Source organism: Citrobacter sp. MGH100 (genome assembly GCF_001034465.1).
In the GTDB taxonomy this organism is placed as follows: Bacteria; Pseudomonadota; Gammaproteobacteria; order Enterobacterales; family Enterobacteriaceae; genus Citrobacter; species Citrobacter youngae.
This window is the reverse complement of sequence record NZ_KQ089800.1, coordinates 1,090,296-1,113,806: the sequence shown is the minus strand read 5'-3', so window position 1 is coordinate 1,113,806 and position 23,511 is coordinate 1,090,296. Positions and strand designations below refer to the sequence as shown.

The window sequence follows — 23,511 nt, the reverse complement described above, 5'->3', positions numbered from 1 at the left end:
AACATTTTTTCCGCGTATTTACAGAACTTTCGACAAAAACTGCTGCGTGCGCGTTTGGCGCGGATAATTTAGCACCTGTTCGCTGCTACCCTGCTCGACGATTTTGCCGTCAACCATAAATACCACCTGATCGGCCACCTCCCGGGCAAAACCGATTTCATGCGTCACCACCACCAGCGTGGTTCCCGACTGTGCCAGTGACTTAATCACATCCAGCACTTCGCCCACCAGTTCAGGATCGAGTGCGGACGTCGGCTCATCAAACAGCATCACGCGCGGATTTAACGCCAGCGCGCGGGCAATGGCGATTCGCTGCTGCTGTCCGCCAGACAAGTGACGCGACCAGGCATCGGCTTTATTTCGCAGCCCAACCGCATCAAGCAGAGTTAATGCCCGTTCGGTAGCGGCTTTACGCGATGCCAGCCCGTGGGCTATTGGCGCTTCAATCAGGTTCTCCAGCACCGTTAAATGCGGGAACAGGTTAAAGTTCTGAAATACGTAGCCCACATTAATGCGCTGGCGCAGGATTTCTGCCTCTTTTAGTTCATACAACCGGTCTCCCTGAAGGCGATAGCCAATATAATCACCGTCAATCTGAATAAACCCCTCATCGACACGCTCCAGATGATTAATCGCCCGCAATAGCGTTGATTTACCTGAACCGGAAGGCCCGAGAATGACCGTGACCGTACCGGGTGGGATCTCCAGAGATACGTTATCCAGCGCCTTATGGCGACCAAAATATTTGCTGACGCCGGTAATGGAAATATGACCTTCAGGCGAGTGGGACATGGATAGCCTCCTGCTGTGGAACCTGGCGACGACGTTTAGCCGAGCGACTCACCCTGGCGGTGTTAATAGCGGATCGTCTTTCACTGCGTGCCAGCGCGCGTTCAACCAGATGCTGAATTAATGACAAAACGCTGGTGATCACCAGATACCACACGGCTCCAACCATCAGCAGCGGAATCACTTCCTGGGTGCGGTTGTAGATCATCTGGATGGTGTAGAACAGTTCCGGCATCGCCAGCACATAAACCATCGCCGTACCTTTCGCCAGGCTGATAATTTCATTGAACCCGGCGGGCAAAATGGTGCGTAACGCCTGTGGCAGGATTATGCGCAGCGTGCGGCGCCAGGCAGGTAATCCCAGCGCGGCTGCGGCTTCGTACTGACCATGATCAACCCCAAGAAACCCGCCGCGAATAATTTCTGCGGTATAAGCACTTTGCACCAGCGTCAGGCCAACAACTGCAGTGGAAAACTGTCCAAGGACATTAATAGTCTCAAAGCTGCCCCACTGGATAGCAGTGAAGGGTATGCCGATCGCCAGCGTGTCGTACAAATAGGAGAAGTTGTACAAAATGATCAACACCACAATCAACGGGAGTGAACGAAACAACCAGATGTATCCCCACGCCAGGCTGTTTAGCAGCCAGGATGATGAGAGTCTGGCCAGCGCCAGCAACCCACCAAATACCACGCTCAGTAATGTCCCAATGAGCGTCAACAACAGCGTTTGCCCAAGTCCAGACAAGATAACCGGGTCGAAGAACCAGCGGGCAAACACACCCCATTCCCAGCGCGGATTAAACGCGACAGACTGAATAATCGCCGCCAGCACAAACAGGGCAATAATCGCCCCTACGGTGCGCATCGGATAACGTGCCGGGACGACTTTGATGGTTGCAGTCGTTTTCATCTTATCTCCTCAGGCAATTTTGGCCTGACCTGCGATAGTCAACAGTTTGGTGAAGCGCAGCCTCCCATCAAAGGGCGGCTGGCTGTACTCTTCTGGGTTACGAGTGGTATCGAACTGTGGATCGTATCCCTGACTCAAATAAAGTCGGACGGCCTCTGGCTGGCGAAAGCCCGTGGTCAGATAGATACGGCTATAGCCCGCCAGTAATGCCCGGCGCTCCAGTTCCTGCACCACGTACGCTGCCAGCCCCTGCTTACGCAGGTTGCTTTTAGTCCAGATACGCTTAATTTCAGCGGTGTCTTTGTCATAGGGTTTATAAGCCCCGGTGGCGATAATTTCGCCGTTGCGCTCCAGCACCACAAAGATCCCCTGTGGAGCCAGATACCATTCGGTTAGCTCCACTTCAGCATCACGAGAAAAATAATCACCATAGCGGGCGGCGTACTCACCAAACAGTCCGCTGAGGATCGGCTGTAGCTCAATGGCTTCGGGCGAGACAACGCGGAATTGATCGCTCACATTGACCTCCTTAGTCGCCTAAACCGGCCGGGTTAACTTCAGATTGTGGGATACGTTCTACCCCTTCCCCCCAGCGGTTCAGCACCTTGTCATAGTCGCCATTGCCGATCACACCGTTGAGAGCTGTTTGCACCGGCAGCACCAGACCGCTATCTTTTTTCAGCGTGACGGCAATATGTGCGGCTTTTGGCCAACCGCCATCAACGCTGCCCACCAGTTGCGTTTTGCCGTTGAGGGCAGCTTTCCAGGCCCCAATGACATTCGGACCAAAGTAAGCATCTGCACGACCTGACTGTAGAGCTAACGTCTGAGCAGCATCATCTTTGGTATACACCGGCGTAAACGGTTTTAATCCTTTCTTCAGATTCTCTTCGTTCCACGCCAACAGAATGGCTTCCTGGTTCGTCCCTGAGCCGACGATGATACGCAGACCGGCAATATCTTCCGCCTGCTCTATTTTCTTCAGCTTGCTGCCGGTTTTGACGTAAAAGCCAAGGGAATCTTTCCGATACGTCGCAAAATCGAATTTTTCTTTGCGTGCTTTGGTGACGGTAATATTGCTGATCGCGGCATCATATTTGCCGGAAGCTACGCCCAGCGGCCAGTCTTCCCATGACGTGGGTACGACATTCAGCTCCAGCCCCAGGCTATCGGCAACCAGGCGAGCGATATCTGCCTCACTGCCGATGAGCGTTTTATTATCATCGGCAAATACAGTCAGCGGCGGCTGGCTCAGTCCGGCGATAGCGACCGTGAATTTACCCGGTACAGCCAGATGCAGGTTGGCGGGTAACTGCGCGATCGCCTGTGGATTTTTGGCCGTGTTAATCGGTGTTTTATTAGCTTCCAGACTTACGCCAGTACCGTTGATGGTGACGTCATTTGCCCAGACTGTCGCGCTGAAAGCCAGTGACAGCGCAAGAAGTAGTGATTTTTTCTGCATAGCGTTTTCTCTTATTGTGTGAATTGATTTGCAGGTGTTGCCAGCCCCAGACTTGCGCGCAGCGTCGTGCCGGGGTAGTCGTGGCGAAATAAACCGCGCGCCTGAAGCACGGGAATAACCTGTTCGACAAACCGTGGGAAGGTATCTGGCGTTCCCCCCTGAATGATGAAACCGTCTGCGGCTTTCTCCTCGAACCACTGCTGCAGACCATCAGCAACCTGTGCCGGCGTTCCGCTAAAACGTGGACGTGGACTGGCAGCTTCCAGCGCCACCTGACGCAGGGTTAATCCCCGTTCCCGCGCATTGCGCTTGATCTCGTCAGTGGTACTGCGAAAACTGTTTTCCCCTAGGGGGCCAAGATCCGGGAACGGTGCGTCCAGCGGGTACTGGCTAAAATCGTGATGTTCAAAATATCGTCCCAGGTAATTCAGCGCGTCGGTGATCGACACCAGTGCAGCGGTCGCCTGGTACTGTTGCTCTACGTCAGCGTCACTGTCGCCAACAATAATGCTGACGCCCTGGAAAATATGCAGCTCATCGACATGACGTCCGACAGCTTCAAGCCGACTTTTGACATCCTGATAAAATGCTTTAGCTTCAGACAGCGATTCCTGATGGGTGAAAATAGCGTCCGCATGCTGCGCCGCTAATTTTTTCCCATCGTGTGATGCGCCTGCCTGAAAAATAATCGGACGGCCTTGCGGCGTACGCCCAATATTTAATGGCCCGGCGACCTGGAAATAATCTCCATGATGGTTTAGCGTGTGCAGTTTATGAGGATTAAAAAATTCCCCGCTTGTTTTATCACGGGTAAAAGCATCGTCTTCCCAGGAATCCCACAGTCCTTTCACTACCTGTAAATATTCATCGGCAATACGATAACGCTGGGCATGCTCAGGATGCTGAGCGCGAGAATAGTTTTTAGCCGAACCTTCCAGCGGGGATGTCACCACATTCCATCCGGCCCTGCCCTGGCTAAGATGGTCCAGACTGGCAAACTGTCGCGCAGTAGTAAACGGCTCGCTATAAGAGGTTGAAACCGTGCCCACCAGACCAAGATGACGGGTGACGCTTGCCAGCGCAGATAATACCGTCAGCGGCTCAAAGCGATTTAAGAAATGTGGAATAGATTTTTCATTAATATACAGACCGTCAGCGACAAAAATAAAATCAAGTTTCCCTTTCTCCGCAATAAGCGCCGTCTCTTTGACAAAATCAAAATTAATACTGGCATCAGCACGTGCTGCCGGATGACGCCATGCGGACATATTTCCCGATGCGCCATGCAGAATAGTTCCGAGCCGTAGTTGCCGATTTTCAGCCATAGTAACCCCTACCCAACAGGTAAATTAAAGGTGTGCGAATGCCGTTTTTGCTAAATGTGCAAAGTAGTGTGCGGCAGGTTCAATTAACCGCTCATCCGGATTAAACCCCGGATGATGTAATCCGTATTCACTGGCACTACCGATGCTAACAAACGCACCAGGTGTATTTTGCAAATAAACGGCAAAATCCTCCCCGCCCATATGCAGGTCGGCATGATGCGTTGTGTAACCGGATTGTCTGGCTACTTTGGTCGCAATATCGGCCCAGTGCGCGTCATTGACCAGGGCCGTGGGCCCCGCGTGCCAGATAACATCGATCTGTGCGCCAAAGGCGTGGGCAAACCCAGCGACAATATCACTGACCCGCGATTTAACCTGTTGTTGCACCTCTGCGCGATGTGTCCGCAGCGTCCCTTCCAGCTCAACGGATTCCGGTAGTACGTTCCATGTATTTCCCCCCTGAATTCGGGTGACGCTAAGCACCACCGAATCCAGCGTATTGACCTCACGGCTGGCGACACTTTGTAATACCGTCACCAGTTGACTGGCGAGGAGGATGGCATCTTTTCCCTCGTGTGGGCGTGCCGCATGCGCGCCTTTTCCGGTAATACGCAGCACAAGGCGGTCCACATTGGCATAGAACGCACCGCCGCGTGTGGCAAATTCGCCCACCGGCAAACCGGGCTCATTGTGCATACCGAAAATAGCCGCTACGTTTTGCAGCGCACCGGCGCGGATCAACGTTTTTGCGCCGCCGAAACTCTCTTCAGCTGGTTGAAACAAAATACGTACTCGCCCAGGTAAGGTTGTTTCCTGTTGTTTAAGCAGCAGTGCAGCACCAAGCATGACGCTGGTATGGACGTCATGCCCGCAGGCATGCATCACGCCCGGTGTGAGGGAGCGAAACGGAACGTCGGCGCTTTCTTCTATCGGTAGCGCATCGATATCCGCCCGCAGAGCGATGACATCTTCTCCCTGACCGATTTCGGCAACCACTCCGGTTTTCAAATTGAATGGCAATAAAGTGACATCTGCAGCATGCAACCAGTCACGAATACGCGCGGTTGTCGCCACTTCCTGGAGGGACAGCTCCGGGTGCTGATGTAGCTCGCGACGCCAGTCGATAAGCTGTGAGGCTAATGACATCAGGCAACCTCCATCGTGCTATGGGCTTGCGCCAGCAGGCGTAACGATGTCAGGCGCACCTGACCTTCGGCCACCGGCGTATCGATAATGAATTCATCAATACCGTATTGCACCTGCAATGAGCGCAGTGTTGCCACCACCTCCTGGGCACTCCCGTGCAGTAATGCCTGCTCACGCCGGGCGATTGTTCGCGGTGCGCTGCCCGCCTGCGCGGCGAAAGCCAGCGCCTGCTCTTCGCTGGCGACGGTGACACGTTGCCCATCCTCCAACTCGACGCCCCAGATTTGTACATCTTCCGCCAGTTGCGCAGCCATATCACTGCTGTCAGCCACAATAACCTGTACGGCGACAATCGTTGGACGTGAACTGTTGGCCTGCCAGAAGCTCAGCACCTCATGCAGTAACGCTTTATCGCCGTTCAGGTGCGCCGCGAAAATAAAGTTCCAGTCAGACTCTGCCGCCAGGCGTGCACTTTCTACGCTCGCGCCCAGCACAAATCTTTGCGGCGGCGCAGGCGGGAGCGGTGTCGGGAATACTGTCTGCCCGCTTTCTGTCCCGGTCAGCGCCAGCCAGGCGTTCAGTTGAGCAAGCTGGTCGGCAAAACTGCCTTTTTCTTCCTGATGAAGACCCAACTGCAGTGCCTGCGTTGACAGCGGTAAGCCGCCTGGCGCTTTTCCAATCCCAAGATCGACACGTCCCGGCGCCAGTGAGGCCAGAAGATTAAAGTTTTCCGCAACTTTGTAGGGGCTATAGTGTTGCAGCATGACGCCACCGGAACCCACGCGAATGCGCTGGGTTTGTCCCAGTATCCAGGCGATCACCAGCTCCGGTGATGGGCTGGCAAGCTGCGGCGTATTATGATGTTCCGCGATCCAGAAACGATGGTACCCCCACTCTTCTGCGCGTTGTGCCAGGCGCAGCGTACGGGTCAGTGCGGTTGCGGCAGTTTCACCTTCTCCGATGGGGCTTTTATCCAGAATACTCAGGCGGTATGACATGTTGCAGGCCTATATTTGTTAACATGTCAGTATTATTAAATTATAAAATAACCATATAGAAACATTTAATTCACATTTGCTCAGCTAAAAAACAGATAACCAACCCCGCAGCGATCAGGGATAACGTTCATACCAACAGGAACCAAACTTCCGGTTTTGGACGCGGCACTCTGCAGAAAAAATGGCTTGTATTTGCATACTACAAAATATAATAGGTTTTTTATTGATACTGGAAAGACGGCAACATCCTTTTCCGTTTGATTTATTTTTACGCATGCGTTCAGTAATGAATTTAATTTAAGTCAGACTAAACAGCTGTCTGTGTTATGCGCTTGTATTGATTGTTTCATTTTTATGAAAGAGACATAGGTTCCACGCATTAATTTTTTTATTTTAAATACTTTCACAGAACTGATGATTAGTAGAGAATGCAGCGTTTCTTATTAAAATGGTTTAAAACAGCTTTTTAATATCCCCTGGCATTATTACGGGGATCTTTGTATGAATTATACATACCATCATGGGGCCTTTATGAAAAGTAACATGCCCGTTACACAAATTGAGCACACACTTAACGGTAAAGCGACGCTGCTATCGACGACAGATAAAGAGAGTCATATTACCTATGCAAACTCCGCGTTTATCGATGCCAGTGGTTTTAACGAAAGTCAATTAATGGGTGAACCACATAATATTATTCGCCATCCGGATATGCCGCCAGCCGCGTTTGCTGACATGTGGTACACGTTGCAGCAAGGTGACAGCTGGACGGGAATGGTGAAAAACCGGCGTCAAAACGGTGACCACTACTGGGTACGTGCCAACGTCACGCCCGTTTGGCACAATGAAAAGTTAACGGGTTACATCTCAGTGCGTACTGTTCCTTCGCGAGACGAAATATCTCAGAGTGAGCAGTTGTATGAAAAAATAAATAATCAACAACTTAGCGGGTTCCGTCTTTTTAAGGGTATTATCATTCGCCGTGGCATATTGGCATGGACTTCAATGTTTAAATGGTTGAGCATTAGTCAACGCGTCAATTATGCTTTGGGAGTCGTTGCCCTGCTCTCTTTGTTATTAATCTTCGCTCCCGTAAATCACTTTATTCAATCCGGCGGTTTACTGGCGTTATTTCTGTTATTTGCCATTTACCTTAAGTGCCAAATTTGTCAGCCAGTTAATACACTATTGACTCAAATGAAGAAAGTCGTATCCGGACGAAAACCCGATAACTGCCATTTAAATCGCGTAGATGAAATCGGCATGTTAATGCGGCTGGTTAATCAATCCGGACTTAATCTAAATTCACTGGTTGATGACGTTAGTACGCAAATATCCGGAATTCAGGCCATCAGCCAACGCGTTTCTAAAGAAGGTATCGCGCTGCATACGCGTTCTGAAGAAACATCCGCAGACCTTCAGCAAACCGCTGCCGCCATTGAAGAAATTGGTAGTGCAGTGCAGCAAACTGCAGAAACGGCGGCACATACCATGACGATGGCCGACCAAACCAGCACCAATGCCGCTGAAGGCGGCGATATTATGAAACAAACTATCGCCATGATGCAGGCGATCTCTCGTGATAATGGTCAGATTGTCGATATCATTGGCGTAATTGATAGCATTGCCTTCCAGACTAATATTCTGGCGCTCAACGCGGCCGTTGAGGCGGCGCGTGCCGGAGAATCCGGGCGCGGTTTTGCCGTCGTGGCCGCGGAGGTGCGCAATCTTGCGCAACACTCTGCATCAGCGGCAAAAGAGATTAAACAGCTTATCGAGAAGAACGTCGCTAACGTCAATACCGGCGTAAAAATGGTTGAACAAACAGAAACGCATCTCACCGGAATGATCAGCGATGTGTTACAGATGTCGATGATGATTAAAGACATTAGTCTGGCAACGCGGGAGCAAACCCAGGCGTTGGATCTGATTAATGATTCCATTTCGCGTGTTGGTACCATGACGCACAATAATGCCGAGATGGTGGAGCGTGTCACTGACGCAACTGCCGATTTAACGCAGCGCTCATCGCGATTGCAGCAGGCCGTGCAGGTCTTTGGCGTGTCGGTATAAGGCAAACAGCGCTCATTCTGCTGACGATCAGGATGAGCGCATTCCTTCGCATTTTCCCACCGCCTCTATTTTTACTGAATCGAGTCCACATCCCGTCGATTCAGGCCACAGAAAAACCCCATTTCCCCGTGTCCAGGCTTTGCGTCACTTCTCAATTGAATGTAGGATGCTCGGCCGACAGTTTCCCGCGGTAACACAATGAAGGGTTTCGTAAACGCTGTTTTCGCCGCAACTGCTGCGGCAAAAAGGATTTTGTAAATTAGTCAGGTTAACAGGAAACGTAATGAACACACACAACACGCAAGCCGCGGAACAACACGCGGCGAAACGACGCTGGTTGAATGCTCACGAAGAGGGGTATCACAAAGCGATGGGTAACCGGCAGGTACAAATGATCGCCATTGGCGGTGCTATTGGTACCGGGTTATTTTTAGGGGCTGGCGCACGTTTGCAAATGGCCGGCCCCGCTTTAGCACTGGTCTATCTGGTCTGCGGTATTTTTTCATTCTTCATTCTGCGGGCACTCGGTGAACTGGTTTTACACCGCCCTTCCAGCGGCAGCTTTGTCTCTTATGCCCGCGAATTTTTAGGTGAGAAAGCGGCCTATGTGGCTGGCTGGATGTATTTCATCAACTGGGCGATGACCGGAATCGTGGATATCACGGCCGTGGCCTTGTATATGCACTACTGGGGCGCATTTGGTGACGTACCGCAATGGGTGTTTGCCCTCGGCGCGTTGGCCATTGTCGGCACCATGAACATGATCGGCGTAAAGTGGTTTGCGGAGATGGAGTTCTGGTTTGCACTGGTCAAAGTGCTGGCTATCGTTATCTTCCTGGTCGTCGGGACTGTCTTTTTAGGCACGGGAAAACCGCTCGATGGTAACGCCACGGGTTTTCATCTGATCACCGACAACGGTGGTTTTTTCCCGCATGGCCTGCTGCCAGCGCTGGTACTGGTACAGGGCGTCGTCTTTGCATTTGCTTCCATTGAACTGGTAGGCACTGCGGCGGGTGAGTGCAAAGATCCGCAAACGATGGTGCCAAAAGCGATTAACAGCGTTATCTGGCGAATTGGCCTGTTCTATGTGGGTTCAGTGGTGTTACTGGTCATGCTGCTGCCGTGGAATGCCTATCAGGCAGGTCAAAGCCCGTTTGTTACCTTCTTTTCCAAACTCGGCGTTCCCTATATTGGCAGTATTATGAATATCGTGGTACTTACCGCTGCGCTTTCCAGCCTCAACTCGGGTTTGTATTGCACTGGTCGTATTTTGCGCTCAATGTCGATGGGCGGTTCCGCGCCCAAATTTATGGCCAAAATGAGCCGTCAACACGTACCTTATGCTGGCATACTTGCCACGCTTGTCGTGTACGTCGTCGGGGTTTTCCTCAACTATCTGGTGCCTTCGCAGGTATTCGAGATCGTGCTTAACTTTGCCTCGCTGGGCATCATTGCATCGTGGGCATTCATTATGGTGTGCCAGATGCGTCTGCGTCGGGCCATTAAAGATGGTAAAGCGGCAGACGTTCACTTCAAACTGCCAGGTGCGCCGTTTACGTCCTGGTTAACACTGTTGTTTTTACTGGCTGTGCTGGTGCTGATGGCGTTTGACTATCCGAATGGGACCTACACTATCGCCTCATTACCGCTGATTGCCATTCTGCTGGTCGTTGGCTGGTTTGGTGTACGTAAACGCGTCGCAGAAATCCACCGTACCGCGCCGTAACGCTTTAAGGTAGGTCAGATTTCTGGCCTACCCGTTTGAGCGACTTAGTTTGCTTCAATTAGCTGAGCAACATCATTGCTGTTAATTTCCCGCGCATTCCCGTCCTGATCGGTATAGCTGGTCATTCCCGTATCTTTATCCAGTTTTGGTTTGCCCTGGGTGGTAATCGTTTGTCCGCTTTTCGTCGTCATGACGTAATCGGTGGTGCACCCTGCCAGCGTAAACAGCATTACGCCCGCACAAAGACAGATTAATGGCTTTTTCATGGTATTCCCGTGTTATTCAGTTAGCCGTTGAGGGCGTAGTGTAAGTCTCTGAAGTTTGTCAGGCTACCGATGGGGTGTAACGAGGCGTATCGTGGAGTATAGAGAAATGACAGGAGGGGTTGCCCCCTCCGAATAATTACAGGGCGATACGAATAACATCGTCCGGTTGAGTCGCTTCCTGCTCGCGTGTGGATTTCTGTTTCACGCTAACGTACAGGGTTTTACCATCGGCGGAGAGCGCCAGGCTGTTTGGGAACGTCGGGGTATCGAAGGTTTTAACCACTTTATAGCTTTTCGCGTCGATCACGCTGACTTTACCGGCCTGACGGTGGGTCACGTAAGCTTCATTACGCACCGGGTTGAACAGTACGGCCAGGGATTCCGGCGCGGCAACTTTTGCCAGCACGTTGCCGTTACGGGTATCGATAACCAGCACTTCCGCTGCTTTAGAGTCAGTGACAAACGCACGATGACCTGCCGTATCCAGGCTCAGGTTAATGAAGAAGTGCTCTTTGCCATCGTCCAGCAGTTTTTTGCGGCTGAGAATTTTGTTGGAGGCGGTATCGATGGTAATGAATTCGCCATCGGCATTGGCGGTATACAGGCGTTTAGCCTTGCTGTCGACGGCCAGTGCAGTGCTCATTTTACCGGTATTTTGAATCGTGTCCTGAAGTTTGACAGTCTCACCGTCCACCACCCAAATCACGCTCTCCTTACCAATTCCGCTGATGTATACCTTGTTGGTGGCATCATCGGCGACCAGTTCACGAGGCTGCAGCGGACGGACATCTTCAGAACGTTTACGCGCATCCAGTACCAGACGCCCTTTCACCTCACCGGTTTTCGCATCAATCGCCGTCACCGCGCTATTCACGGTATTACCAAACCACAGCGTTTGCGTCGCGTTATTGATGGTCGCGCCAAACGGTTTGAGATCGTTATGAATAACCTGAGTCACTTCAAGCGTCACCGGATCAAGACGGTAAACTATCCCACCTTTATCCAGCTTACGACTCTGCGAGGTGGCCAGCCACAGTGCGTTTTCCTGCTGGCTGTACGCCATTTCGTAGGCGCCTTTACCTACACCTTTGCGCAGCAGTTCTTCCGCAGCCTGCGTGCTAAATGATGATGCAACCAGCAGTGAACCTAACAGTAAAGAACCACGCAGGCGCGGTGAAAACAGATGACGTAAAGACATGACGACTCCCTTTGATAAATTCAGTTGTTACTGCTTCACATAGCTTCAATGAGCAAAATCATGGTTTTGCCTTTTTAAGAATGAGAATAGTAATCATTATTTATCGCAAAGTGGAGTGTTTATTCACATTCGGTGAAAACCTGCTTATTTTCTCCATGAATACTCGCTTGCGGCGAAATCAATATTCAGACAGATTGGCTCTACAACGCTTGCCGGATGGCGGCGTTGACGCCATCCGGCTGTTACCGTCTTTAACCCCTCCGTATCACTCTTCAGCAAGCCGAATTACGACCTTGCCAAAGTTTTTACCGGTCAGCAGACCGGTAAACGTCTCCGGTGCATTTTCCAGCCCCTCAGTGACCTGCTCGCGATAGTGGATCTTGCCTTCCTGGACCCAGCGCCCCATTTCTCGCTGAAATTCATGAATGCGGTGACCATAATCCTGACCAATGATAAAGCCCTGCAAACGAATACGTTTTTTCAGTAACGTGGCCATAAGCAGCGGTAAACGGTCTGGGCCCGTCGGCAGTGATGTGGCGTTATAACCACTCACCAGACCACACAGCGGAATACGCGCGGAGGTGTTGAGTAACGGCAAAACGGCATCAAAAACTTTACCGCCGACGTTTTCATAATAGATATCGATACCCTGCGGACAGGCTTGTGCCAGTTGGAGTGCGAAATCGGGGGCATGATGATCGAGGCAAATATCAAAGCCCAACACGTCAGTAGCATGGCGACATTTCTCTGCCCCACCAGCTACCCCAACGACCCGACAGCCCTTCAGTTTACCGATCTGGCCCACGGTTGCGCCAACAGGTCCGGTTGCCGCAGCAACAACCAGTGTCTCACCGGCTTTGGGCTGGCCAATATCCAGCAGCCCCATATACGCCGTAAAGCCCGGCATACCCAGCAGACCAAGCGCCCAGGAAGGATGCTCAGGATGATCGCCTAACTTTACCAAATCAGAACCCTTTGAGATGGCGAAGTCCTGCCAGCCGCTATAGCTCAACACCCATTCACCGGGTTTAAAATCCGAATGATTCGATGCCTCGACCCGACTGACCGTGCCGCCCACCATCACTGCGCCAATCTCAACCGGGGGCGAATAAGACGGTTCGTCACTCATACGCCCACGCATATAGGGATCGAGTGAGAGGTAGACGTTACGCAGTAACACCTCTCCGTCACCGGGGGGGGTGATGGCCTCTTCTTCCAGACGGAAGTTACCGGGCACCGGTGCGCCATGCGGGCGTGACGCCAGAACCCAGCGACGATTGCGTTGCATTTGTTGACCCATTGATGTTCTCCTCAGCTTTTGGCATGAATCCATCAATAGTAGACGCGCTATCTCTGTGATGCTTTCACATTAATTGCCAGCGTGGTTTAACCGCACAACCAGATAAACGCAGGACTGCGCGGTTTCATTGATAAACCGACAGTCATTTGGCGGCCCCAGCTCCAGGCAGTCCCCTGCCTTCATTTCATGGCGTGTATCACCTTCAACAAACACCAATTCGCCCTGCTGCAACCAGAGAAGCTGTCGGGCCTGCACGTAGGAAGAGGCGGGCATCGGGATATCACTGCCGGCCGGTAATTCGATTTGCACCAGATCGATAGGCAGATCGCTGCGCGGAGATACGTGGCGGCGCAAATAATGGCTTTGCGGATCGTGCCAGACCGGCTGGTCGGCGAAACGCAGCAGTTTACCCTCCTGCATTTCGGCTCGGGCAATCAGCGTCGACATGCTGATACCAAACGCACCGGAAAGCCGTCCCAGTAGCGTCGCCGTTGGACTGCTCTCTCCACGTTCTATTTTATGGATCATCGCCCGCGAGACCCCTGCTCGTTCGGCAAGTTCCGTCAGCGACCAGCCGCGAGATTCCCGCTCAATGCGAATTCTTGCACTGATCCGTTGATTTATGCTGTCTTCAATAGTATTCATATTGTAATACTATAGTGAACAACCCCTGAGGTTCAACATGTCAATTCGATTTGCCAGCAAAGACGACTGCGCCGCCATCGCAGAAATCTACAATCACGCCGTACTGCATACGGCCGCTATCTGGAACGATCAAACGGTCGATGCCGAAAACCGCATCTCCTGGTATGAGGCTCGCCAACTGATGGGGTATCCGGTACTGGTAAGTGAAGAGAATGGCGTCGTCACGGGGTACGCCTCTTTTGGCGACTGGCGCAACTTTGACGGTTTCCGTCATACCGTCGAACATTCAGTGTACGTGCACCCGGAACATCAGGGAAAAGGACTGGGGCGCAGGCTGCTCAGCAGACTCATTGAAGAAGCGCGCGCGTGTGGCAAGCATGTCATGGTGGCAGGAATTGAGTCGCACAATCAGGCATCGCTCCACCTGCATAGCACGCTGGGTTTCAATATTACCGCGCAGATGCCCCAGGTCGGGACTAAATTTGGTCGTTGGCTGGATCTGACTTTTATGCAGCTACAGTTAGACGACCGCAGCGAACCGGATGCGCGTGGATGAACCAGACGCTGACCCTCTCCTTTCTGATTGCCGCAGGTATTGGTCTGGTGGTGCAAAACACTTTGATGGTACGCATTACCCAGACGTCCTCGACAATCCTTATTGCTATGTTGCTTAACTCACTGGTCGGGATCGTCTTGTTTGTCAGCATACTATGGTTTAAACAAGGTGCGGCGGGATTTGGCGAACTGGTTTCCAGCGTGCGCTGGTGGACATTAATCCCGGGTTTACTGGGGTCGTTCTTTGTTTTTGCCAGTATCAGCGGATACCAAAACGTAGGCGCTGCCACCACCATCGCGGTGCTGGTCGCCAGCCAGCTTATTGGCGGTCTGGTGCTGGATATTCTGCGTAGCCAGGGTGTACCGCTTCGCGCGCTGGTGGGTCCGGTATGCGGTGCGATATTGCTGGTTGTGGGTGCCTGGCTGGTGGCAAGACGTTCGTTTTAATTGCCTGATGGCGCTTCGCCTATCAGGCCTACAGAACGCCGGATAAGGTGTGAACACCGCCATCCGGCAAGGAAATATCAAAGAATAGAGCCGCCTTTGGTCAACTGCTCACGACGCGCTTCCATATCTTCTTTATGCTGGCGCCCATGATGTGCAATTGCCGTACGCAAACGTTGTTGCTGGGTATAACGATCTTCCCGGCTCAACGCAACATCATCGCTCAACTCAATCAGCAATTCATTCATATGCGTAATGACGCTCTCTTCAATGGCGGCATCAACACGTGCGCTGACCTCATCCAGATGCGACATACTCCCTCCTTAACTCATTAATTTAATTTCGCTTTTGAAAAATCACTGCCCATCAGGCTAACGCTGTATCCGCTGACGTTGCTGCGTGTGGCATAGAAGGTTTTGCCATTCGCCAGCGCAATCCACGGGGCCCGCTGATAGAAAATTTCCTGCGACTGCTGGTAAAGTGCGGCGCGCTCTTGCGGTTTGCTCACCAGTTTCGCCTTTTGAACCAGCGAATTATACTCTTTATCACACCAGCGCGCGGCGTTTGATCCGGTTTTAATGCTGTCACAACCCAGCAGAACATCGGCAAAGTTATCCGGGTCACCGTTATCTGACATCCAGCCAAACAACGCAGTATCGTGCTCGCCTTTACGCATCCCGGAGAGATATTCCCCCCATTCCCAGGAGACGATTTTCGCCTTCACACCAACTTTTGCCCAGTCGCTTTGAATCATCTCAGCAATACGACGAGAGTTCGGGTTATAGGGGCGCTGCACCGGCATAGACCACAGTGTCGCTTCAAAACCGTTTTCCAGCCCCGCTTTCTTCAGCAGCTCTTTCGCTTTCTGCGGGTCGTAAGCGTAATCTTTCAGGTCTTTATTGAAGCCCATCATATTCGGCGGGATTGGCGATTTCGCCACCGTTCCGGAACCTAAAAAGACCGCGTTAATAATGGCTTTTTTATCTGTCGCATAGTTCAGCGCCTGGCGCACAAGTACGTTATCAAACGGTTTTTTCTCCGTATTAAACGCCAGATAACCGACGTTCAGCGCTTCAACCGAATGCAGCGTCAGATCTTTGTTCTTTTTGATTTCATCAAACTGCACCGGTGCTGGCGCGGGAATAATCTGGCATTCGTTGGTTTGCAGTTTCGCCAGTCGCGTCTGTACGTTTGGTGTGATGGAGAAAATCAGATGTTTCGTTGGAACTTCACCATCCCAGTAGTTCGGGTTGGCCAGATAGCGGATTTGTGAATCCTGCTTGTACTGTTGCAAGACATAAGGCCCGGTACCAATCGGCCAGTTATCGACGTTTTCCGGCGTGCCTTTTTTCAGCATCTCGTCGGCATATTCAGCCGAAAGAATAGAGGCGAAATCCATCCCCCAGTCAGCAAGAAATGCAGCGTTGGGTTCGTTCAGAACAAACTGAACGTGATAATCATCAACCTTCTTAACCTCTTTGATCAGTTTGTCCAGGCCAACATCGTTGAAATATTCATAGCTACCCTGTGAAACCTTATGGTACGGATGATCGGCATCTTTCTGGCGTAATACTGAGAAAACGACGTCATCAGCATTGAAATCACGGGTAGGTTTAAAGAACTTATTACTATTGAACTTCACGCCCTGACGCAGGGTAAATGTGTAGGTCTTGCCGTCGGGGGAAATTGTCCACTCCGTTGCCAGAGACGGGACCGGAGTATTTTTGACCGGATCGAAGTTGATCAATCGGTTGTACAACACCTGTGAACTGGCGACAAACGACGGACCTGAACTGGCTATTTGGGGGTTAAATGATTCCGGGGATGCTTCAGAACAGTAAACGATGGTATCAGTACTGGCGGCATATGCAGCGCCTGTTGGTAAAACGGCGCTGAGTGCCAGCGCGAGCAGCGTTTTCCTTGCAATCATGGTTATAAGCCTTCTTCTTTTATTATTTACTCGTCTATCAGAGCATAGCTGGCAAATACGCACTAATAACAAATCTCTATCAGGTTATTCTAATCTGGCAGGTTTCGCTGATTAATTCATCATCGCAGGTGAAATAATTTACCTTAAGTCTTTTTCAAAACGTCAAGATTTTTCCCAATACTCTATGCCATGAAAATTCGCCCCTTTTTGCCTCTCTTCCAACGTTTGCTTACTTTTATTCCCCGTAAAGTAGATGTGTGAAGAAGTCTAAGGGGCAATTACGTGGCAAAAACTCTCTTGCGCAGCGGCAATTTGGATGACTATCAGGCCGTGGGTGGCGGTGGTCAGGCCGTGTTTGATTCAGCGCTACAAATTCGTGAAACGCTTCGTCTGCGTAAACAACAGGCGATGGCGGACTGTCTGGCAATACCACAAGTTAACGACAGTGGCGATCGGGTGGACTGGTATTCCCCGGTTGAAGGAAAGGCTGTCGCGTGGAAAGCCGCTGATGAAGATGCGCGTTTTCGGGCTCTGCGCTATCTGTCCAGTACGCTGGAGAATGCCGCGGCACTGAGCCGGAAAAGCCTGCAATCGGGTAAAACTTCTCTGCAACTGTTTGGTTCACTTCTCGACAAAGCCATCCAGTTTCCAGGTGAGAACCACGTGTTCCTGGTTGATGGCAAGCCCGTCATTACGTTCTGGGGCTTCGTCAATCTGAATGAAAACACCCGTGACGATGTACTCGATTGCCTGCGTCATACCGACGTTCCCCCGGTTGTATTGGCACCTGAACCGGAGCCGGAAGTCGAAGAAATCCCGGCGGAAATCACTTTCGCCGAGGCCGATACCCCGCTGCTGACAACAGCTATTGAGTTACCGAAACCCGCTGAACCCGAACCACAACCCCTGGTCATTGCAAGTGAGCCAGAGATTACGCCGCCAGTACAGCGCAAGCCTACGCGACGCCTGCCGCTGTGGAGCCTGCCCGTTGCTGCTGCAGTGATTGCCGCCATTGCAGGGCCGCTATTGTGGAAACAACACACGGAATCTCCCGCACCTACGGTTGCCTCCATTGACGTTGCAAAGGTAGACAGTAAACCGCTGCCTGAACTAACACCTTCGCTGCCGCTGCATCGGGCTGACGTTATTCCACCAGTGAAAAAAGAGAAGCCCGTAGAAGGACCGGTGGTGATAGCCGCCATCCCGAAAGATGCGCTGGTAATGGATGCCAACCAGATGAAGGCAGGTACAACACGTTTTCTTAACGGCAACTGGCGTGTGCTGGTCGATATAAAAGATCCGGTCAGCGGTAAAGCCCCATCGCTGCGCTATCAGATCCAGGCCAATAAGGGCACTGCGCGCGTCGTGCATGGCGACAATATCGTTTGCCGCGCCGAAATTTTCTCTGGTCTGCATCAATCGGGCGAATTAATGATTAAGAGTCGCGGGAATGCCCGTTGCACGGACGGTTCGCGTTACCCAATGCCTGAAATCACCTGCAAAGCAGGAACAAACGACGTCGCAGCTTGTACCGCACGTTATGACGAACACGCGGAAATCCCTTTGACGATCAAAAAGATAGGTGCCTGATTTTATGTTGGTGAATCTGTGTGATTACAAACAGAGCGTAACGCTCATCGCCAATAGCGGTGTGCAATTTCTGGATTTTGGGCTGACACCACAGGAATCTGCGCACCACGGTCGTTTTGTTCGCAAAACGGCAAACGGTCCGCTACTGCGTCTGGATTTTGATCTGGCGTCGGGACGCTATACCCTGCCGGGTAATACCGGTGGCCAACCCGAAGTAGTGAAACCGGAAAGCACGCAGACGCTGCATTATTCTCTGGACGTACTTGACGGTGTCTGGTTGCCGCTGCCGTTCCTGCGTTTTAACCCGCCCCGCACATTTGTTGAAGGCCCGGATAACTGGGCGCGCGTCCAGGTGCGAAAACTCGCACAACCGGACAGTGCCGGCAATACTCACCGTGTCACGGTGGCGCTGGACAGTCAGTTGACTGAAGCCCCGGCAGCATTGACGCCCAATGAGAACGATCTGCTGAATGGCACGCGATTTGCGCTGGCCTGGCACGATAATGAGATCGCAGATTTCCTCGACCAGACGTGGATTGATGGCTGGCTACGCGAGTCCTTTTTGCAGCACGTCACACAGCAAGAAAACCGTTCAGAGCAGGAGATCCAACAAGCTCTACGCAACTTTGAATACCAGGCGCACTGGCTGAATTTGTTGACCCTGTTAGGCGAACAACTTTCCGTCCCGGAAGTGAAGCTGGTGACCCATACGCTCAGCACGCCCGCGATTCCTGTCGATCTGATTCTGGATATTGGCAATACCCATACCTGCGGCGTGTTGATTGAAGATCATGGCGATGCCAATGACGGTTTGCGTCAGACGGCTGAATTGCAGGTGCGTTCATTAAGTGAACCACAGTTCCTCAACGATCCCCTGTTCACCAGCCGACTGGAGTTTTCCGAGGCGCGCTTTGGTAAGCAACATTTCTCCGTTGAGAGTGGCCGCGATGATGCCTTTATCTGGCCGTCGATTGTCCGCGTTGGGGATGAAGCCCGTAAGCTGGCGATGCAGCGTATGGGAACGGAAGGCAGTAGTGGGATCTCCAGCCCACGCCGGTACTTATGGGATGAAACCCCCGTTTTACACGACTGGCGCTTTAGCCAGATGAACAGTAAAACGCAGCGCGAGCCGCTGGCTACCGCCTTCCCGCTGATGAATCTGATGAACGATGACGGTCAGCCGCTGTTCAGCCTGCCGCAAGATGACCGGCTGCCGGTGTTCTCACCACAATACAGCCGCAGCACGCTGATGACGCATATGTTGTGCGAGATTCTGGCCCAGGCGCTGGGACAAATTAACAGCGTAGCGACACGGCTGCGTCTCGGGTTCCCGGCCTCTCCACGCCAGTTGCGCACGCTGATCCTCACTCTGCCGTCAGCCATGCCAAAACAGGAGCGAGAGATCTTCCGTCTGCGTATGTTTGAAGCCATTGCGCTGGTCTGGAAAGCAATGGGCTGGCACCCGCAGGACGAAGATTTCACCACCCGCAAACAGCAAGAAAAGAGCGTTGTTCCCGTACCTGAGATCCAGATGGAGTGGGATGAGGCCAGCTGCGGACAGTTGGTTTGGTTGTATAACGAAGCGATTTCACACTATGACGGGCACACAGAATCGTTCTTTAACGCCCTCGCCCGTCCGGACCGCCAGCCAGAACCCGGTGAAGTTAAAGGTCGTGCACTGCGCGTCGCCTCCATCGATATTGGCGGCGGCACGACGGATATGGCCGTGGTCCATTATCAACTGGATGACGGCGTTGGGGCGAATGTCAAAATCACCCCGCATCTGCTGTTCCGTGAAGGCTTCAAAGTCGCCGGGGACGACATGTTGTTGGATGTCATACAACGCTGCATACTGCCCGCCCTGCAAACCCGCTTACAACAAGCTGGCGTGACCGATGCCGCCGCGCTGCTGGCCACACTGTTTGGTGATTCCGGGAGAATCGATACTCAGGCTATTTTGCGACAACAAACCGCGTTGCAACTCTTTATGCCACTGGGTCATGCGGTGCTCAGTGCCTGGGAGCAAAGCGATATTAACGATCCCGTAGCGGGGTTGCACGCCACCTTTGGCGAACTGCTTTCTCAGCGCCCGACACGCAATGTGATGAACTATATCCAGCAGGCTATCGATCATGCTTTACCGTCTGGTTCACCGGCTTTTGATGTGCTGAGCGTTCCGTTGCAGGTACAGTTCAGGCAGTTGCAAGAAGCGCTGCTGGCAGGGCAATTTACCCTGACATCCCCTCTGCACGCCGTTTGCGAAGCGATTTCCCACTATCGTTGCGATATTTTGTTAGTCACTGGCAGACCCGCCTGTTTGCCGGGGGTTCAGGCGCTAATCCGCCATCTGCAACCCGTTCCGGTCAACCGCATGATCTGGATGGACAGCTATCGCGTACATGAGTGGTATCCGTTCAGCCAGCAAGGGCGTATCGGCAATCCAAAATCTACCGCTGCCGTTGGCGCGATGCTGTGTAGCCTGGCGCTGGATTTACGCCTGCCGCGCTTTAATTTTAAAGCTGCGGATATCGGCGCGTATTCGACGGTCCGCTACCTTGGCGTACTGGATAATACGGTCAATACGTTGCGCGATGAGAATATCTGGTATCACGACATCGATCTGGATAAACCTGGAGCAAAACTGGATACCCGTCTGCACTTCCCGCTGCGCGGCAACGTGACGCTGGGCTTTCGCCAGTTAGCAAACAGCCGCTGGCCAGCCACCCCGCTATATACGCTGAGCATCAATTCCGCTGAGCTGGCAAAAACGATTGCCGGTGACGGCGTATTAAATGTACGGCTGCAACTGCGCGGCGGCAGCAAAGAGACTGGGCCGGAATTTTTCGTTCTCAGTGATGCCTGGCTACAGGATGGCACGCCCGTTGCCGCCAATGCCCTAACGTTAAAACTGAATACACTGGCAGATCGTCGCCATAGCGGCAGCCATTACTGGATTGATAGCGGGAGTGTGTACCTGAAATGAGTAAGATGTTTAACACAGCACAAGCCGCCATCGAATGGGTGAATGACACACGCCAGCGCGCAGCGCGTCTTGATGATGAAGCGGATTCCCTGCTCGCTCAGCTCACCATCGCCGCGGTTACTGAGTCTGCGCTGAATACGGCGTTTTCAGCGCGTGGCTGTGTGGGTCTGTACGGTCATTCACAGCCAGCAAAAGCACATCTGTTGTCCGCACTGTGCAGCAACACCAGTGGGAAATTGAATATTGCTACACCGGATCGCAGTTTTGATTATTTTTCGCATATCAATCCGGGCCATGCGCCGACCAATATGGCGATCCGCTTTACACGTGAAGACAATCCCGTTGATAGCGAGTGGCCCCTGCGTCTGCGCCTACTGAGTGAAGCGGAACTGGTACAGCTGTTTATCACGCAGTTTTGCGCAATGCCTGACAGCCGCCAGGTTGAAAAATCGATTATTGAAGCCCGGTTAGAAAAATGGCAAACGCTGCGTCAACGTCATCCGGTTCAGGGCATCACGGCACATGACGTAGCCGCCATCGGCCGTTTTTGGCGCTCTTGTGTTCCTGCAAACCAGCAGCAAATTGATGATGCACTATGGCATCAATTTGCTACATTGCTGCCGGCGCTGGATCTAACCACCCGCGCTCACGCCTGGGCGCTGTTGTGGGGAGAACAACCAGAGTTAACGCAGCAATGGCTGGCATTAGCGCATACTTTGCAACAAACCGGACAGGCGCACGAGCTAGCCGCACCGCTGAGTTTGTTGGTCGATCATTTTGGCTTGCCCGCCGAAAGCTTCCTGACCCAGGTCGCATTAACCGGGAATGACGCGCAAAGCGATGTGGTGGTTCATCCTGTTGCAAACCATCAGTTGCTTAACGCGGTCAGTCTGTCGCTGGAATCGCTGGCGCTGCTGACGCGTGAACTGGTGCTGACTGTCGAAGACTCGGTGTTGGAAAACGTCGACCTGCTCGATATTCCCCTCGCACCGGATGCCCACCCCAACCCGCTGTGGCGGGCCAAATTAGGCTGGATGTTGGAACATTACCGCCAGCATCTGCAACCCGATGTCCTGCTGATCTGCAACGCAGTGTCTTCACGCTCGCAGACACCGGCCATCACGCGTAAGCTGATGAGCTGGGCCAACGATACCCAACCCGTACACGATGCGGCATTACCGGGGGTTGTGTGGGCCATTACGCCACAAGATGCTCGTTTTAGCACACAGCAAAACCTTGATGAGGCCGTGCAGCAATTAATGGGCAAGCCCGGGTTGCGCTGGGGAACATTGCAGGCACTGGATAAACACAGCCTGTTGCGCCTTGCTGAATGGCTGTCGCAAGCGACATCCGCTCAACAACGCCAGTCGCGATTAACGTCCCTGCATGAACAGCATCAACAGCGTGTTCGTGAGGCGCTGATGAGCTGGCTTAACGACAGCGAAAGCGTGCCAGACTCCAGCGAGACAGTGATCCGCCAGCTTCAGGCCCAGGCAGCAAAGCATGGTGAACTCCTGGAGGGGTTACTACCACCGATGCGCTGTTTTGAGTCGTTGCTGCGTATCCAGCAGCCACGTGAAGAACAAGTCAGTGGACTCTTTAATGAAGAGATTGACCTGTTTGCCGACGTCCGGGAACCGTCGCATGCATCCGAAAGCAAAGAGACCGGATACCAGGCGCACAAAATGTGGATCAACCATGTGCGTCAGTGGTGTCGTGATGACAATAATGCGCGCCGATTGCGGCTTGATCCGCGAACGCTTAGACAGGTAGCCGACATTCTTATCACTACCAGCTATCGACTGGAGATGCCTCAACGCCTTCAGCAGATTATGCAGCGAGAGAATGTCTGCGGGGCGCAGTTACACGCCGATATCGGTGATTTTATTACCTGGCTCGGCTACGCCAACGTTGCAGAGGATCAACGCCCTGCCAGCAGGATCCTCAAGGGTGCGGCTATTTTCAGTGCGCCAGTACAACAACCGATGTCGCGCCTGACTCAATTGGATGAGCAGCCGCAGCACGGTGCAAGCCGACACGTTTACGACTGGCTGGTTGCGTTGTACACCCGTGCGAATGAAAACGTGGGATACCAGCATCCCCTGGACGTAACCAAAGACGACAGACTGCGATTAGTCGCTCTGCTGGCCCCCTGAAACGGCATTGAC

General features: G+C 52.5%; 18 protein-coding genes and 1 pseudogene. 7 read left to right on the top strand and 12 right to left on the bottom strand.

All coding sequences use genetic code 11. The features are described from left to right. Positions 1–18 precede the first annotated feature (18 nt). The 6 genes and pseudogenes from SK32_RS05255 to SK32_RS05225 form a co-directional block, all read right to left on the bottom strand. Positions 19–792, bottom strand: a complete 774-nt coding sequence (locus SK32_RS05255; RefSeq protein WP_048211625.1) for an amino acid ABC transporter ATP-binding protein — start codon at positions 790–792, stop codon at positions 19–21. Next, the gene (locus SK32_RS05250) at positions 776–1,702 is read right to left on the bottom strand and encodes an amino acid ABC transporter permease (RefSeq protein ID WP_048211624.1); all 927 of its coding nucleotides are present in this window, start codon (positions 1,700–1,702) and stop codon (positions 776–778) included. Before SK32_RS05250 ends, SK32_RS05255 begins: the two co-directional genes overlap by 17 nt. Positions 1,703–1,711: 9 nt before the next feature. After that, positions 1,712–2,221 carry a GNAT family N-acetyltransferase gene (locus tag SK32_RS05245; protein WP_048211623.1) on the bottom strand — a complete coding sequence of 170 codons (510 nt, stop codon included), beginning with the start codon at positions 2,219–2,221 and terminating at the stop codon, positions 1,712–1,714. 10 nt (positions 2,222–2,231) lie between these two features. Then, positions 2,232–4,489 (bottom strand): annotated as a pseudogene (locus tag SK32_RS26400) (NtaA/DmoA family FMN-dependent monooxygenase). 24 nt (positions 4,490–4,513) lie between these two features. Further along, positions 4,514–5,635 carry an amidohydrolase gene (locus SK32_RS05230; RefSeq protein ID WP_048211620.1) on the bottom strand — a complete coding sequence of 374 codons (1,122 nt, stop codon included), beginning with the start codon at positions 5,633–5,635 and terminating at the stop codon, positions 4,514–4,516. Next, positions 5,635–6,633, bottom strand: a complete 999-nt coding sequence (locus SK32_RS05225; protein ID WP_048211619.1) for an MsnO8 family LLM class oxidoreductase — start codon at positions 6,631–6,633, stop codon at positions 5,635–5,637. The genes SK32_RS05230 and SK32_RS05225 overlap by 1 nt, the downstream gene beginning before the upstream one ends. Before the next feature lie 531 nt (positions 6,634–7,164). Here SK32_RS05225 and SK32_RS05220 point away from each other — a divergent pair. Beyond that, a complete protein-coding gene (locus SK32_RS05220) occupies positions 7,165–8,706 on the top strand; it encodes a methyl-accepting chemotaxis protein (protein ID WP_048211618.1) in 1,542 nt (513 codons plus the stop codon). Between the two features lie 283 nt (positions 8,707–8,989). After that, positions 8,990–10,432, top strand: a complete 1,443-nt coding sequence (gene ansP, locus SK32_RS05215; RefSeq protein ID WP_048211617.1) for an L-asparagine permease — start codon at positions 8,990–8,992, stop codon at positions 10,430–10,432. Between the two features lie 44 nt (positions 10,433–10,476). Here ansP and SK32_RS05210 read toward each other — a convergent pair whose 3' ends face one another. The 4 genes from SK32_RS05210 to SK32_RS05195 all read right to left on the bottom strand — a co-directional run bounded on the left by SK32_RS05210 (position 10,477) and on the right by SK32_RS05195 (position 13,841). Beyond that, on the bottom strand, positions 10,477–10,698 hold the full coding sequence (locus SK32_RS05210) for a YgdI/YgdR family lipoprotein (protein ID WP_043016274.1): 222 nt from the start codon (positions 10,696–10,698) through the stop codon (positions 10,477–10,479). Between the two features lie 136 nt (positions 10,699–10,834). After that, positions 10,835–11,896 (bottom strand): 7-bladed beta-propeller protein YncE, encoded by a 1,062-nt coding sequence (gene yncE / locus SK32_RS05205; protein ID WP_048211616.1) that lies wholly within the window; start codon positions 11,894–11,896, stop codon positions 10,835–10,837. A gap of 265 nt (positions 11,897–12,161) precedes the next feature. After that, positions 12,162–13,196 (bottom strand): NADP-dependent oxidoreductase, encoded by a 1,035-nt coding sequence (locus tag SK32_RS05200; RefSeq protein ID WP_048211615.1) that lies wholly within the window; start codon positions 13,194–13,196, stop codon positions 12,162–12,164. Positions 13,197–13,265: 69 nt separating this feature from the next. Continuing rightward, positions 13,266–13,841, bottom strand: coding sequence for a helix-turn-helix domain-containing protein (locus SK32_RS05195; protein WP_048211614.1), 576 nt, complete (start codon positions 13,839–13,841; stop codon positions 13,266–13,268). Between the two features lie 37 nt (positions 13,842–13,878). Here SK32_RS05195 and SK32_RS05190 point away from each other — a divergent pair, with 37 nt between their 5' ends. Both SK32_RS05190 and SK32_RS05185 read left to right on the top strand, forming a co-directional pair. After that, positions 13,879–14,397, top strand: coding sequence for a GNAT family N-acetyltransferase (locus SK32_RS05190; RefSeq protein ID WP_048211613.1), 519 nt, complete (start codon positions 13,879–13,881; stop codon positions 14,395–14,397). Further along, the gene (locus tag SK32_RS05185) at positions 14,394–14,843 is read left to right on the top strand and encodes a DMT family transporter (RefSeq protein ID WP_048211612.1); all 450 of its coding nucleotides are present in this window, start codon (positions 14,394–14,396) and stop codon (positions 14,841–14,843) included. The genes SK32_RS05190 and SK32_RS05185 overlap by 4 nt, the downstream gene beginning before the upstream one ends. A gap of 77 nt (positions 14,844–14,920) precedes the next feature. On the opposite strand, the gene SK32_RS05180 is transcribed toward SK32_RS05185, so the two are convergent. Together SK32_RS05180 and SK32_RS05175 are read right to left on the bottom strand one after the other, a co-directional pair. Further along, a complete protein-coding gene (locus tag SK32_RS05180) occupies positions 14,921–15,154 on the bottom strand; it encodes a YdcY family protein (RefSeq protein WP_048211611.1) in 234 nt (77 codons plus the stop codon). Between the two features lie 17 nt (positions 15,155–15,171). Further along, the gene (locus tag SK32_RS05175; protein ID WP_048211610.1) at positions 15,172–16,770 is read right to left on the bottom strand and encodes an ABC transporter substrate-binding protein; all 1,599 of its coding nucleotides are present in this window, start codon (positions 16,768–16,770) and stop codon (positions 15,172–15,174) included. A 282-nt stretch (positions 16,771–17,052) separates the two neighbouring features. Between SK32_RS05175 and SK32_RS05170 the strand changes: the two genes are divergently transcribed. Genes SK32_RS05170 through SK32_RS05160 form a run of 3 tightly spaced genes read left to right on the top strand, consistent with a single transcriptional unit; the run spans position 17,053 to position 23,499 of the window. Further along, the gene (locus tag SK32_RS05170; RefSeq protein ID WP_048211609.1) at positions 17,053–18,360 is read left to right on the top strand and encodes an SrfA family protein; all 1,308 of its coding nucleotides are present in this window, start codon (positions 17,053–17,055) and stop codon (positions 18,358–18,360) included. 4 nt (positions 18,361–18,364) lie between these two features. Further along, positions 18,365–21,343 carry a virulence factor SrfB gene (locus tag SK32_RS05165; protein WP_048212586.1) on the top strand — a complete coding sequence of 993 codons (2,979 nt, stop codon included), beginning with the start codon at positions 18,365–18,367 and terminating at the stop codon, positions 21,341–21,343. Continuing rightward, positions 21,340–23,499 (top strand): virulence factor SrfC family protein, encoded by a 2,160-nt coding sequence (locus SK32_RS05160; protein ID WP_048211608.1) that lies wholly within the window; start codon positions 21,340–21,342, stop codon positions 23,497–23,499. Before SK32_RS05165 ends, SK32_RS05160 begins: the two co-directional genes overlap by 4 nt. Positions 23,500–23,511: the final 12 nt, after the last annotated feature.

Bases quoted from the DNA above. Each gene is read 5' to 3' on its own strand.
- SK32_RS05160 (WP_048211608.1), top strand. From the start codon at position 21,340: ATGAGTAAGATGTTTAACACAGCACAAGCCGCCATCGAATGGGTGAAT.
- SK32_RS05200 (WP_048211615.1), bottom strand. From the start codon at position 13,196: ATGGGTCAACAAATGCAACGCAATCGTCGCTGGGTTCTGGCGTCACGC.
- SK32_RS05230 (WP_048211620.1), bottom strand. From the start codon at position 5,635: ATGTCATTAGCCTCACAGCTTATCGACTGGCGTCGCGAGCTACATCAG.
- SK32_RS05175 (WP_048211610.1), bottom strand. From the start codon at position 16,770: ATGATTGCAAGGAAAACGCTGCTCGCGCTGGCACTCAGCGCCGTTTTA.
- SK32_RS05195 (WP_048211614.1), bottom strand. From the start codon at position 13,841: ATGAATACTATTGAAGACAGCATAAATCAACGGATCAGTGCAAGAATT.
- SK32_RS05220 (WP_048211618.1), top strand. From the start codon at position 7,165: ATGAAAAGTAACATGCCCGTTACACAAATTGAGCACACACTTAACGGT.
- SK32_RS05250 (WP_048211624.1), bottom strand. From the start codon at position 1,702: ATGAAAACGACTGCAACCATCAAAGTCGTCCCGGCACGTTATCCGATG.
- SK32_RS05165 (WP_048212586.1), top strand. From the start codon at position 18,365: ATGTTGGTGAATCTGTGTGATTACAAACAGAGCGTAACGCTCATCGCC.
- SK32_RS05190 (WP_048211613.1), top strand. From the start codon at position 13,879: ATGTCAATTCGATTTGCCAGCAAAGACGACTGCGCCGCCATCGCAGAA.
- SK32_RS05225 (WP_048211619.1), bottom strand. From the start codon at position 6,633: ATGTCATACCGCCTGAGTATTCTGGATAAAAGCCCCATCGGAGAAGGT.
- SK32_RS05210 (WP_043016274.1), bottom strand. From the start codon at position 10,698: ATGAAAAAGCCATTAATCTGTCTTTGTGCGGGCGTAATGCTGTTTACG.
- yncE (WP_048211616.1), bottom strand. From the start codon at position 11,896: ATGTCTTTACGTCATCTGTTTTCACCGCGCCTGCGTGGTTCTTTACTG.
- SK32_RS05255 (WP_048211625.1), bottom strand. From the start codon at position 792: ATGTCCCACTCGCCTGAAGGTCATATTTCCATTACCGGCGTCAGCAAA.
- SK32_RS05185 (WP_048211612.1), top strand. From the start codon at position 14,394: ATGAACCAGACGCTGACCCTCTCCTTTCTGATTGCCGCAGGTATTGGT.
- SK32_RS05180 (WP_048211611.1), bottom strand. From the start codon at position 15,154: ATGTCGCATCTGGATGAGGTCAGCGCACGTGTTGATGCCGCCATTGAA.
- ansP (WP_048211617.1), top strand. From the start codon at position 8,990: ATGAACACACACAACACGCAAGCCGCGGAACAACACGCGGCGAAACGA.